The following is a 13,470-nucleotide window of genomic DNA, read 5'->3' on the forward strand; positions in this document are numbered from 1 at the left end:
CATCAAGTCCTTACCTTTCCTGTTAATAAATTTTGCATAAGTCCTTGCTTTTGTGTTTTTAAGCTCTCTAGTTTGTTTTCTAAAATTTTTATCTCATCATCACAAGCGGTTAAAATTTCTGCGATTTTTTGTTGTTCTTTTAAAGCTATTGGTATCAAAATTTTTTTTGATAAAAATGTTGCATTTGATATATTGATAGTATTTTTAGCACCTTTTTGAATAATTGTTTGCAAGTAGTTTTTTGTTCTTATTGATGACTCAAAATAAAAATGTAACCAAGCTCCCAAATATCTATTTATTGGTGTAAAAACTCCATACAATGGAGATACTATAACATTTTTTCCATTGAAATTTTGCTTTATTATTCCATAAGGAAAATTACCAGTAGGGCTTTTCGTGTAAACAATATCAAAAGGTTTTACAAGATTATAATTTAAAGTATCTTGTGCTGCAAAGCTTCTCCCCAAATACTCTATTTGGTTGATAATTCCGACATGAACAGACACAGAATACACATCACTTTTACCATCACTTTTAAGCTTATGCTCTGTCAAAATCTCTCCAAGTTTAGTTTCTTGCCACTCGTCGTTGAAGTTTGGAAGGCGGATTTTGGTGGTAAGAAGGTTTTGCATTAAGCCTTTTTTGAACTCTTTTTTTGATTTGATTAGTTCTGCGGTTAAATTTATAGCCCTATCCCAAGTAGATAAAATTTCCGCTATTTTTTCTTGTTCATCAATCGGCGGAAGTAAAATTTCTAATGAAAAAAAATCTTTATCCGTGATATTTATCCTATCGTGTCTAGCACCATAGTTTGCTACACTTTTAACTTGGTTATACCAAAAAATACTCTTAAAAAAATACGATAAAAATTTTGCCTTTTTCTCATCTTCCACTCTAAATACAGTATATAAAGGTGAAACTATACCAATGGAAATCAAATTTCTATTAATAGGTCCTGTTGGTGCATTTATGGAAATTCGTGGGTTATAAACAAAATCTCCATAATCTACAATATAGTAGTCTTGAATATTATTTTTGTTTGCTATGTCTTTATCAAAATATTCATTTTGCACGACAATTCCATTTGTTGCCGAATTTGATAAAACTAAATTTATAAAGCTATCTTTATTTTTAGTTGAAACTTTTTCAGCAACATCTCCCAGCCTTACAACCCTCCACCCGCTCGGCAAATTTTTAAAACTATTCATCTTTATCCCTCATAGTCCAAGCTCCTTAAGATAGCCATCCATCTTATCTTGAACTATTTTTAGCTCATCTTCAAGCCGTGAAATTTCAAGCTTAACAGCGGTCATATCGACTTGCTCTTCTTCCTCGTAAGTATCTACATATCTAGGGATGTTTAGATTAAAATCATTTTGCTCTATCTCGTTTATGCTTGCTACGTGAGAATACTTATCGATCCGGCTTCTATTTTTGTATGCGGTGATGATCTTTTGGATATTTTCATCAGTTAGGCTGTTTTGATTTTTGCTCTTTTCAAATTCACGGCTAGCGTCTATAAAAATCACGTCTTCTTTAGTGCGATTTTTCTTAAAGATCATGATGCAAACCGGTATACTTGTGCCGTAAAATAGATTTGCAGGCAGTCCGATGACCGCATCAAGTAGATTTTCTCTTATTAGTTTTTCTCTTATCCTTCCCTCACTAGCTCCCCTAAATAGCACGCCGTGGGGCAAAATCACGCCCATAGTTCCGTTTGAATTTAAAGAGCTTATCATGTGAAGCACGAAAGCAAAATCGCCCTTGCTCTTTGGAGGCACACCTCTTTTAAACCTGCCAAAACTGTCATTTGCGGCTATATCTTCACCCCATTTATCAAGGCTAAAAGGCGGATTTGCAACGACCACATCAAAGGTTTTTAAAAGACTATTTTCAAGATGAAGCGGATTTCTTATCGTATCGCCCCACTCGATAACCGAGTCATTTATCTCATGCAAAAACATATTCATTTTACAAAGCGCTTGGGTTTGGCTATTTTTCTCCTGTCCGTAAAGACGGAAATTTTGACCGTTTGTCTGCTTGCTGACTTTTATCAGCAAAGAGCCTGATCCGCAGGTTGGGTCATATATCATGGCGCCGTCTTTTGGCTCTACAAGCTGAGCTAGCAGATCAGAAACCTCTCCCGGAGTATAAAATTCTCCGCCTTTTTTACCGGCATCGCTAGCAAATTTTGATATAAGATACTCATACGCATCGCCTATAGCGTCGCTACTTGCTAGGCGTGATGGACGCAGGTCAAGTCTAGGATCGCTAAAGTCTTCGATTAGGTGCTTTAAGATAGCATTTCTTTCTTTTGTGTCTCCAAGCTTGTTTTTATTGTTAAAATCAATGCTTCTAAAAATCCCTTCCAGCTTTTCGGAGTTATCCTCCTCTATCTTATCAAGCATTTTATTAATGATCTCGCCTAGATTATCCGCCTCTTTTTGCTCTATAAGCCTTTCAAACGTATGCTCTTCATCGAGTCTAAATTTCTCACGCTTTAAGCTAGCCTCTATGCGATCTTTTTTATCGCCATATTTTTCTTTTAAATTTTCAAGCTTTTCTTTATAAAAATCGGAAAGATACTTTATAAAAAGCATCGTTAAAATATAATCCTTATAATCGCTACTATCTATAGTGCCGCGAAATGTATCGCAAGCCTTCCAAACTACATTATTTATAGTATCTTTTGTTGTTTTTTGCATTTTTATCCTTTGATTGCTTCTTGGAATACTGATTTTGTAAAGATTTTGTTTTTCTCTACCATAGATGTTAAAATTTCATTTTTTTTAGCTGATATTTCTAAAAATTTTACGATTTGTTGCTGTTTTTGCAGACTAATACTAGGAACTTTAATCTTAGCAAGATCGCTTACTTTTATAGCGGCTATTCTTCCTGAAATGTCGCTATAAAGGGCTTTTTTAACGATATTGCTGTTTAGGTAGTAAGCTATAAATTTTGGCTCAAAACTATTTTTTAATCTTAAGCGAGCAACAAGAGATGAAAATATCAAATTTTCGTATTGAGCATCTATACTCACGGCAAAATTTGGCCATCTAAGGCGTATTAAAACATCTCCTTTTCTTACTAAATAATCATCTTTTAATTGCTCGTTTGATATAAAATTTTCACTAAAGTCGTGACTATATATACCGTCTTCACTGAAAGATTTAAGGGAAACTAAGTTGTATCTTTTCTGTGTAGTATCAGCGACTAACGCCTTTTTGCGTTCAGTCATTAGCCCGATTTTAATTTCAGATATATCTTTAAGCTCAATCCTCAAAATTCAAATCCTTTTTGTTATATTCAAGAATTATACAATATCGAACTATATAAATCAAGCTAAATTTAAGTATATATCTAAATTAGTTTTGATATTATTATAATTCAAAAACGATATTGAAGGATAGATATGTTTGCCAATAGAATTAAAGAGCTTAAGCTATTAAATGACGAATATTCTAGTTCTAATTTTTCATTTACAGTGTTATACGGCAGAAGAAGAGTCGGCAAAACAACGCTTTTAAAAGAGTTTATAAAAGATAAGCCTTCTATATACTTTTTGGCTACTCTTGAAAACTTTAATGTAGTTTTAAATAGATTTAAAGATATAGTGGCGGAATTTTTACAAGATAGTCTTTTAAAGAGCTTAGAACTAACTGATATAAAGCAGCTATTTAAATATCTCTCAAACAAGAAATTTGATAAAAAACTAATAATAATCATAGATGAATTTCAATATCTTAGCAAGATAGATAGCTCTATACCGTCACAATTCCAATACATAATAGATGAGCTACTGAAAGATAAAAGTATCCACCTAATACTTTGCGGCTCTATAATATCGATGATGTACGAGCAAACTCTATCTTACAATTCTCCTTTATACGGCAGAAGAACAAGCGATATAAAACTTGAGGCTATAGAGTTTGATTATCTAAAAGAATTTTTTAATAATAAGTCAAAAGATGAGCTAATAGAGCTTTATAGTGTGCTTTATGGAGTACCTAAATACCTAGAGATGTTTAGAGATAGCGGTAATATATTTAAAAGTATAGAGACAAATATATTAAATCCGAATGGATATTTATACAATGAACCTCAATTCATCTTGCAAAATGAGGTAAACGAACCAATCACCTACTTTTCTATACTTGAAGCTATAGCGAACGGAGAACATAAGATAGGAAATATAGCCGGCAAGTTAAATAAGAATGTTCAAAACATCACCTCTTTTATATCGAAACTAATAGAGCTTGATATCATATATAAAGATGTTCCGATAACAGAGAGTAATCCACTAAAGAGCAAAAAAGGACTTTACTTTATTAAAGACAACTTCTTTAGATTCTGGTTTAGCTATGTACTACCTTACAAGAGCCAGCTAGAAATAGGTAATACTAACTATGTTTTAAGTATATTAAAAGAAAACTTTAATAGCTTTATATCTCCTATATATGAAAAACTAGCCTTAAGATATATGATGAATAATTATAGTCTCATAAAATGCGGCAGATGGTGGGACAAAGATACTGAAATAGACGTTGTAGGCATAGCACAAGACTACTTAATAGTAGCAGAGTGTAAATACTCTAATAAAAAAGTAGGTATAGACGTATTAAAAGAACTGCAAGAAAAATCTAAAAAGATAGACTCAAATTTGCCTATAAAGCATTTTTTTATATTTAGCAAAAGTGGATTTACCGATGAACTAAAGAAGCTTAATAGTGATGAAATTATATTGGTGGAGTTGGTGTAGATATTTTGACTGCAGAAACAATTCTTTTTAATCATTAAATAGCATTTTTAAATTTAATATTAGGCTCTGTTTTAGCACTTCATTGATTTTTAAAATTTAATAAATTTTCTGATCTTTTATAAAATTTGTCGTCTATTTTGCAAAATCGTAATTAGCATGAACCGAAACGTTTAAGTCTTTTACGGTCTCCACTATGTTTTCATAAATTCCCGATGTTAATTACATTAATCAAAACTTAGATGATTTTAATCGAGATATAAGCATTTATGTTTAATTTTGCCGGCGGGGGTCGGCAGAGGGATTTTTCATTTTTTAAAAAGTGCTTTGAAATGCCGTAGTTTAGGTCTTCGTGGCGGACAGAGAGGGATTTGAACCCTCGAAGCCCGATTAAGACTTGCACCCTTAGCAGGGGTGTGGTTTCAGCCGCTCACCCATCTGTCCATAAAAGAAGAAATGTGATTATATTAAATAGCTCCTGATATGCCGCTTAAATTTTGTAAATTCTAACTAATCTTTCCAAAGACACTATTTTAGCCTATTCTTATTCGGATTTAGAGTATTCGCATAATATCAGATCATGCGATAAACATACAAAATACACCTATCGCTTCCACGATCCATTGTGATAGTTCGCCCTATACATATCCTCAAGATCAAGCATATCTGAGCGAAGCTATATCTGAATATCCAAGAGCTATTAGATCTGCTTCGGTAGATTTTCCGACAAATGGAATTTTTCTAAGCTCACTCATTTGTAACTTCTATTTCAGATAGTATTCTTTCGCAGATTTCCCTAGGATTACTATCTTCATATATCGGTCTGCCAACTACGATAAAATCGCTATTTTCTCTTTTTGCGGCATCCAAATCAGCTACTCTACTTTGATCGTTCGTATCCTCATTAAAAGGACGAATTCCTGGAGTTAAAGTAAGGAAAAAACATGATGTCGCATCTTTTATCATATTACTCTCAAATACCGAACAAACCATCCCATCAACACCTACTTCATAAGCACTAACACAAAATTTAAGAACAAAATTTTTTATATCGTCGTTATAAACTATTCTAAAACCATCCTCATTAAAACTAGTAAGCGCCGATACAGCAAGAACCAAGGGACGATTTTTTAATAAATTTAAACGGTTCATAACCTCGCTCATCGCCCGTTTTCCCGCACTTGCATGTATATTTATCATATCAACAGGCAAGCTTGCTATCACTTCTGCGGCATCGGCCATCGTGTTTGGTATATCATGCAGCTTAAGATCTAAGAAAATTTTAAAATCATCTATTTTTTTTATCTCATTTATGATTTTAGCTCCGTCTCTTAAATAACTTCTAAGCCCAACTTTCATCCAGACATCAAGGCCACTTAACTTTCTAGCAAGCTCTAAATTTTGCTCCATATTAGGCATATCCAAAGCTACACAAAGTTTCATATATCACTCCTTGCGGCATCAAGCACGCCGTTTATAAATTTCGGAGCCGAGTCGCTTCCAAGCTCTTTAGCAAGCTCTATCGCCTCATTGATTACGACTGCCTTATCGGTATCAGTAAATTTCATCTCATACACTCCAAGACGCAATATCGCTCTTTCAACCACGCCTATTTCGTGAATTTTATACTCTTTTAAGTGTACATTAAGGATCTCATCAATAGCGGCTAAATTTTCATTCACTCCGTCATAAAGCGAGGTCGTGAAATTTCTCTGCTCGTTTCTTATCTTTTTTTCCTCTAAAAACTCATCCTTAAACTCACTCATCTCACTACCCATCTCCTGAGCGTAAAGTAGCGAAATGACGGCTTGTCTGACCTGATGACGAGTTGCCATTTTAAACCTTTATATTTTTATATAAATTTAAAAGCTCTATCGCGCCGCTCATCGCTTCAAAGCCTTTATTCCCGGCCTTACTGCCCGCTCGCTCAATGGCCTGCTCGATACTATCTACCGTTAGCACGCCAAATGTTACGGGCTTGCCGTATTTAAGAGTTACGTTTGCGATGCCTTTTGTGGTTTCAGCCGAAACATAGTCAAAATGAGGGGTTGAGCCTCTAATAACCGCTCCAACGCAGCATATCGCGTCCCATTTGCCGCTCTCAAGAGCTTTTTCAAGAGCCATAGGGATTTCAAATGCCCCCGGAACTAAAATAAGGCTTAAATTTTTTTCATCTCCGCCGTGGCGAAGAAATGCATCCCTAGCGCCTTCGACAAGCCTATCAGTAATGATGTGGTTAAACCTCGCGTTGATAATTGCGATTTTTTCTTTTCCGCTTAGTTTTAAATTTCCTTCGATTATGTTCATAATTATCCCCTTAAAATTTCTTGTATTTTTAAAGTCTGCTCTACAACTCTATCCAGCTCGCCTAAATTTAACATATTTGGTCCATCACACATCGCTTCACACGGATTTATGTGCGTTTCGTAGAAAAACCCATCCACACCCACACTTGCCGCCGCTCTTGCAAGATACGGCACAAATCTTGCATCTCCGCCACTCTTTTCACCAAGAGCAGAAGGCATCTGAACGCTATGCGTAGCGTCAAATATCACAGGCGCAAATTCTCTCATTAAAACTAAATTTCTCATATCAACGACCAAATTTCCATATCCAAAAGTGCTTCCGCGCTCCGTTAGCCAAATTCCGTTTTGTTTAGCTATTTCATATCCGTCGCCATCTACACCACGAGTTTCAAGCACTTTTTTAACCGAATGCTTCATCGCGCTTGCTGCTAAAAACTGCCCTTTTTTGATATTTACGACCGAATTTGTCTTGGCCGCAGCCACAAGCAAGTCTGTCTGACGACATAAAAACGCAGGAATTTGAAGCACATCGGCAACCTCAGCTACAGGCTTAGCTTGATAGCTCTCGTGAATGTCCGTTAAAATTTTAAAGCCGAATTCCTTTTTCACACGAGCTAAAATTTCACAACCTTTTTCAAGTCCGGGACCGCGAAAGCTGCTTATGCTCGTGCGATTTGCCTTATCAAAACTTGATTTAAAATAAAACTCTATCCTATTATCTTCATTAAATTTCACAAGCCTTTTTGCCACGTCAAACACAAGCTCTTCGCTCTCGATGACGCAAGGCCCTGCGATTAGTATCATTTTCAGCCTTTAAAAATAAAATCTACAGATTATAATCAATTTAACTTTAAGATTATATCAATAGATAAAAATATATAATAAAAACTACTGAAAATTTATGAAAAATGAGCTTAAAATCATGAATAAAATTCTGGGCAAATATAAAATTATAGAAGAACAAGACAATGGCAGAATCTTGGCGAAATACAATGATAATCTATACGAAATAGAATGTTTTACTAAAAATCAAAATGATGGTTTTTACTCATACACGGCAAAAAACTTGACTCAAATTCATCATCAAAATATAAGTAATCTCATAATAGAAGAAGATAATGATAAATTTTATTTTATTCAAAAAAAATATCAAGAAGTTGAAAAACTGGAATACAAAATTTTTCAAAAATACAATGAGACTTATAGGCATTCAAACCTTATAAAATGTTATTTACAGATAATTTCAGCCATTAAATATATTCATCAAAAAAATTTTTATCATGGAAATATAAATCCAGATAATATATTAATTGACTATCAAAATAACGTATATTTGCTTGATTTCGGAAGAAGTTACCTGTATTCTATGCTACAAAATAAACCAAATAAAATATTTTATGCTCCAGAACAATTAGAAAAAAATGAGATTAGCAAACAAAGCGACATATATTCTTTTGGTATTTGCATGCTAAAATTAATAATAGATAGTTTTAATGGATTTATTTTTTTTAAAGCCTACAAAAATCCAAATGATCTAAATAATTTATTTCAGCAAATTTATGAAAATTATGAGCTTGATGATACTGAAAATAGCTTATTTTTAATAGCAAAAAAGATGATAGAACTAAATCCTGAAAACAGGCTAAATTTAATAGATGCAGAAAAAGAACTTAAAGAACTTTTAAGTAAGTATCAAAAATTAAATATTTTCGAGATAAATTTAAGCGATAGAGTGGTCAGTGATTATATTCAAAAAAATTCAGGAGTTGATAAATATAATATAGAAGAATCATTAACAGAAAAACTTGCACATAAAAAATCTTTTTGGAGTTTTGGGCTAGATAAAAAAGGTCAAGAAGAGATAAAAATAGCTATTGATAACAATATATTTTGTTGCTCTGCCAAAGATCAGTCTTATTTGTTTTGTTTTAACATTTTAAATAATTCAAGAAAGACGGAGGAACTTTATAATCAAGGCTTAGAAAGCGATGATTATTTTAAGATAACTATAGGACATAATCACTGTAATGCTTGTGATGATGTAATGGATTTTAGAGACAGCTTAAGAGAAGCATTTGAATTAAAACAAGCCGAAGATAAAAAAATAGAAATAGACAAAAAATCAATTAGTACAGAAGAAGAACTTTTGGATGCAGAATATAAAACTATACAAGAAAAGAAAAATGAGCAATTTTTTATGCTTAGCGATATAGACAAAAGCAAAGATGAAATTAAATTTAAAAGATATGATGATGAAAAAGACAGTGATTTTTTAGATTCGATTAATAGCATGGATAGTCTTAGCTCAAATTTAAAAAAATATAAAAATTTCAAACCAGGACAACAGGTCATAATCGAAAGTGATAACAAAACAGTAAATTTAGCCGGAGAAGTAGTTGAATATAGACAAGACACAAAAATACTGACTGTTAAATTTGAAAAATATACAACAAACAGAGAAATTGAAAAAAATATAAAATATAAAATAAGCTATGATTATCAAATAGAAGAAATTATTTGGAACAAGAGACAAAGGGCTTTAAAGGATCTTCAGACATCTAATGTAGTAATACCGAATTTATTAAGGAAAATAAACAATCCTAATGAATTTATAAAAAATGATCTTGTGGATGTTAAAAGTTGGAACAATGAATCACTAGATAGCAACCAAAAAGAAGCTGTAGTAAAAAGTTTAAGCTTGGCAGAAGATTGTGAAGTTTTGCTTATACAAGGCCCTCCTGGCACAGGTAAAACAACAACTATAACAGAAATAGTCAAACAAATTTTGCAGAATAACAAGCACGATAAAATTTTAATAGCATCTCAAAGCAACCAAGCCGTAGATAATGTTCTAGAAAAAATTTGCGAGGATGAAGGTAAAATTTTACGCATAGGCAATGACGAATCAAAAATAAGCATGCAAGCTAAAAACTATACGCCAAACAAAGTCATAGATAATCTAATAAAAGAGAATTTAGACAGAATTAAAAATAATGCAATAAAACATATTGACCGCAATATACAAAGTGATCTCAGAGAATTACAACAAGATTTTTTCAAAAGATTGCAAACAATCACATCAAATTTAACAAATAAAAAAGGTACCAAAAATAACGAATTTGCAGTTTTTTTTACAAAAAATATAAGACTTATCTTTGGAACCTTACTTGGAATTTCATCCTGGAAGGATTTTAAAGATATAAAATTTGATATTGCTATAGTTGATGAGGCGGGAAGAGCTACTTTAAGTGAATTATTAGTTCCTTGTATAAAAGCAAAAAAGATAGTTTTAGTTGGAGATCATAAGCAGCTTGCACCTGTAATAGATGATGATGTTTTTGAAAAAATAGATGATAAAAATAACGCCAAAACATCTTTTTTCGAAAGGCTCTTTGAGAGGCTTAAAACAGCTGATAGAGAAAATTTGAAACATACACTAACTAACAATTATCGCTCCGAAAGAAATATATGTGAGCTTTACAGCAATGCCTTTTATGATGGAAATCTTAATGTTAGTGATGAAGTAAACAAAACAAAACAACATGGATTTAAATATTTTAATTCAAGTGTAGTATGGCTTGACACCTCTGGGCTAGAGAACAAAGAAGATGCTCAGCAAGGAACAGGAAAGATAAATCGTTGCAACGCAACTTACATAAGAAAAACCCTAGAAACATTATATCGGACAATAATCGATGAAAAACTAAACTACGATATAGGCATTATAACACCGTATAAAGCGCAAAAATCATTACTCGAGCAAAATATTAAGAAAAAAGACTTTAAAGAGCTAAAAATAGATATAGGAACAGTTGATAGTTTTCAAGGAAGCGATAGAGATATTATTATCTATGATTGTGTTAGATCCTCAAAAGTTAAAAACAAAAAAGGCAAAGGAAAAATAGATTTCATAGCAGATGAAAAAAGACTGAACGTATCTCTATCAAGAGCAAAAAAACTTTTAATTATTGTTGGAGATATGGAATTTTTGTTTGATGCCGATATAAGTGGCGAAAGCAATCCTTTTAGAGAAATAATAAAGCATTGTAAATCAAATAAAGACAAATACCAGATAATAAGCCTAAAAACAGGAAATAAAAATGGCAAAATTAAAAAATAAAGTAGAAACAAAAGAAAATTTTAAACCCGATTTAGAACTTTTAAATCACAAGTATAGTGATTTCTATGATAAATTTGTAATTTATGATGCTAAAGAAATAGTTTATCCTATATACAAAACCAAAATAGAGTATGAAATTTCAAAAGAGCAAGAGGTCCATCCCATAATTATAGGAATTTTAAAAATAATAAGCTATCTACAGAAAACAAAAGACACTCAAAGATATGATATTTTAAAAGATATTACACTAATAGACACCGACATACTAGATAGCATCTTGGCAGAATTTAATATAAAAGGCTATATCAAAGTTGATAGTCTAAATGAGATCTCTTTAACTTCAAAAGGCAACGAAATACTTAAAAAAGAAAAAGAAAAAGTTAAAGAAACAACAACATCTTATATAGCCATAGATGGAGTATTAGGCAAAATTATAAAAGCCTCGAAGGAATCAAAAGACATAACACTAGACAACAAATCCAACAAAGAAGCTTTTGAATTCAAACCAAATTTCAGCATAAGACCAAGAATGCAAGAACTCGATAGTGAATTTATAGACCAAAAAACATTAAGACAATTCATAATAGAGACTCTAAATGGAGTTGATAGGACAGATGACAATAAGCATGAAAATTATCAAGTGGATGAAATTTTAGCTATAGATACTAATAAATTTTTTAAAAAATATTTTTGTCTTTTTTATAAAAATATATATGAAGAGGAAAAAATTTTAGTTATAGATAAAGAATATAATGAAGATACGAACGCTACACAACTTTTTGATAGATTACTTCAAGAGCAAAAATTTAGTGATGAAGTAAATCAAGAAGCGAAGGAATATAAAGAGAATGCAAGAAAATTTCAAGAACAAACTTCTGAACAAATAGAGGAAAAGTTAAGTATCAATCTAGATGAGGGTGCAATAATCCAAATGATGGAGCATAAAAAATATTTTAAATATGTTTTAAAAAATGCTAAAAGTGCAATTTACATACAAAGCCCATGGATTAAAAGCAACATTTTAGAGATTTATATAGAGGATATAAAAGAAGCATTAAAAAGAGGTGTCAATATAACTATAAAATATGGAATGAAGCCTAGAAATAGGTTTGATAAAGTCATAGACGATAAATCAAAACAAATCCTAGGCAGCCTTGACAAAAAAAGATTTAATCTTATAAAAACCGATGATCATTCTAAAATAATAATCTGTGATAATGATTTTATGATAATCGGTAGTTTTAATTGGCTAAGTTTTGGAGGCGAAGGAGACAGAGGCGAAATCTCAACTATAAATAAAAATAAAGAAGCTATAGAGGAAGAAAAGAAAAAATTTATTTCAGTATAACTCACTATATTATTTTACTTTTCTTTTACCACTATAATTCCACTAAGAATTACTAGAATTATACCCAAAAATGCAACAGTGTTTGGCAGCCCATCCCCCATAAAATATCCGATGATAATGGTAAAGATTACGTCGGCGTAGCTTACAGCCGCAACCGTGCCAGCCTTTTTACTTGCCGCATAAGCTTTAGTAAGATACATCTGAAAGTAAAGTCCCGCAACACCCATTAAAAGGATCAAAAAGATGTTCTTGGTATCAGGCAGAACAAATTTGGAAAACAAAAATTCAAAGCCATCTATCTGGATAAATTCCGCCAAACCCATAAAAACGATCGGAAGAGCCGTGCCAAACCCCATAAAAGAAAAGACTATAACGCGAGTATCATAGCTCTTTTTAAGCTCTCTAACGCTCGTATACGCCATCGCAGCCCCTACTCCGCTCCAAATTCCAAGCCAATCGGTCTTTGAGATACCAAGCTCAGGCTGTATAATAAGCAAAATCCCGCCAAATCCGATAAATATCGCCATCCAACCGCGCGAGCTTAGCCTCTCGCCCATAAACATCGCAGCAAGCAGTGCCGTAAATATCGGGCTGGTTTTAGAAAATGTAAATGCCGCGCCTAAATTTATATGAGCGATGTTATAAAAAAACGCAAAGAGCGCGAGCGTGCCGATAACTCCTCTAAATATGAGCAGATACGGATGTCCGCCCTTTTGATGCGCAGGCTTTTTATAAAGCGAATAAACGATCATCACAAGACCGATCAAATTTCTAAAAAAGACAACTTCGATAGACGGCATATCGGCACTTATTACTTTTGCAAGAGCTCCTGTTATCGCAAAAAGCATACAAGCGATAATCATATAATAAGTGCCCAAATGCCTCATTAAAAATTTATGCAACAACCCCATAACCTTTTTAAAATTTGAGCGTATTGTAG

General features: G+C 32.6%; 11 protein-coding genes and 1 tRNA gene. 3 read left to right on the forward strand and 9 right to left on the reverse strand.

Annotation, left to right across the window (positions count from 1 at the left end; all coding sequences use genetic code 11):
• Nucleotides 1-2 precede the first annotated feature (2 nt).
• Genes CDOM16189_RS03515 through CDOM16189_RS03525 form a run of 3 tightly spaced genes read right to left on the reverse strand, consistent with a single transcriptional unit; the run spans nucleotide 3 to nucleotide 3,283 of the window.
• Nucleotides 3-1,208, reverse strand: a complete 1,206-nt coding sequence (locus CDOM16189_RS03515) for a restriction endonuclease subunit S (protein WP_211436575.1) — start codon at nucleotides 1,206-1,208, stop codon at nucleotides 3-5.
• Between the two features lie 9 nt (nucleotides 1,209-1,217).
• Complete coding sequence (locus tag CDOM16189_RS03520) at nucleotides 1,218-2,705, reverse strand: type I restriction-modification system subunit M (protein ID WP_170000725.1); 1,488 nt, start codon at nucleotides 2,703-2,705, stop codon at nucleotides 1,218-1,220.
• Nucleotides 2,706-2,707: 2 nt separating this feature from the next.
• The gene (locus tag CDOM16189_RS03525; protein WP_170000726.1) at nucleotides 2,708-3,283 is read right to left on the reverse strand and encodes a restriction endonuclease subunit S; all 576 of its coding nucleotides are present in this window, start codon (nucleotides 3,281-3,283) and stop codon (nucleotides 2,708-2,710) included.
• Nucleotides 3,284-3,412: 129 nt separating this feature from the next.
• On the opposite strand from CDOM16189_RS03525, the gene CDOM16189_RS03530 reads away from it, so the two are divergent.
• Nucleotides 3,413-4,759, forward strand: a complete 1,347-nt coding sequence (locus CDOM16189_RS03530; protein ID WP_169973038.1) for an ATP-binding protein — start codon at nucleotides 3,413-3,415, stop codon at nucleotides 4,757-4,759.
• Nucleotides 4,760-5,109: 350 nt separating this feature from the next.
• Here CDOM16189_RS03530 and CDOM16189_RS03535 read toward each other — a convergent pair.
• From CDOM16189_RS03535 to kdsA, 5 genes are all read right to left on the reverse strand, one after another.
• Nucleotides 5,110-5,200 (reverse strand) — tRNA-Ser (locus tag CDOM16189_RS03535).
• Between the two features lie 303 nt (nucleotides 5,201-5,503).
• A complete protein-coding gene (gene pyrF / locus CDOM16189_RS03545; protein WP_169973036.1) occupies nucleotides 5,504-6,199 on the reverse strand; it encodes an orotidine-5'-phosphate decarboxylase in 696 nt (231 codons plus the stop codon).
• On the reverse strand, nucleotides 6,196-6,591 hold the full coding sequence (nusB, locus tag CDOM16189_RS03550) for a transcription antitermination factor NusB (protein WP_169973034.1): 396 nt from the start codon (nucleotides 6,589-6,591) through the stop codon (nucleotides 6,196-6,198). Before nusB ends, pyrF begins: the two co-directional genes overlap by 4 nt.
• Before the next feature lies 1 nt (nucleotide 6,592).
• Nucleotides 6,593-7,063, reverse strand: a complete 471-nt coding sequence (gene ribH / locus CDOM16189_RS03555; protein WP_169940120.1) for a 6,7-dimethyl-8-ribityllumazine synthase — start codon at nucleotides 7,061-7,063, stop codon at nucleotides 6,593-6,595.
• A gap of 2 nt (nucleotides 7,064-7,065) precedes the next feature.
• Nucleotides 7,066-7,866: a 3-deoxy-8-phosphooctulonate synthase gene (kdsA, locus tag CDOM16189_RS03560; protein ID WP_169973032.1), complete on the reverse strand. Its 801-nt coding sequence runs from the start codon at nucleotides 7,864-7,866 to the stop codon at nucleotides 7,066-7,068.
• A 97-nt stretch (nucleotides 7,867-7,963) separates the two neighbouring features.
• On the opposite strand from kdsA, the gene CDOM16189_RS03565 reads away from it, so the two are divergent.
• Together CDOM16189_RS03565 and CDOM16189_RS09835 are read left to right on the forward strand one after the other, a co-directional pair.
• Complete coding sequence (locus tag CDOM16189_RS03565) at nucleotides 7,964-11,182, forward strand: AAA domain-containing protein (protein WP_169973030.1); 3,219 nt, start codon at nucleotides 7,964-7,966, stop codon at nucleotides 11,180-11,182.
• Nucleotides 11,163-12,530, forward strand: a complete 1,368-nt coding sequence (locus CDOM16189_RS09835) for a phospholipase D-like domain-containing protein (RefSeq protein WP_249321521.1) — start codon at nucleotides 11,163-11,165, stop codon at nucleotides 12,528-12,530. Before CDOM16189_RS03565 ends, CDOM16189_RS09835 begins: the two co-directional genes overlap by 20 nt.
• 14 nt (nucleotides 12,531-12,544) lie before the next feature.
• On the opposite strand, the gene CDOM16189_RS03575 is transcribed toward CDOM16189_RS09835, so the two are convergent.
• On the reverse strand, nucleotides 12,545-13,435 hold the full coding sequence (locus CDOM16189_RS03575; RefSeq protein WP_169973266.1) for a DMT family transporter: 891 nt from the start codon (nucleotides 13,433-13,435) through the stop codon (nucleotides 12,545-12,547).
• Nucleotides 13,436-13,470: the final 35 nt, after the last annotated feature.

The organism is Campylobacter sp. RM16189 (assembly GCF_012978815.1).
Taxonomy (GTDB): domain Bacteria; phylum Campylobacterota; class Campylobacteria; order Campylobacterales; family Campylobacteraceae; genus Campylobacter_A.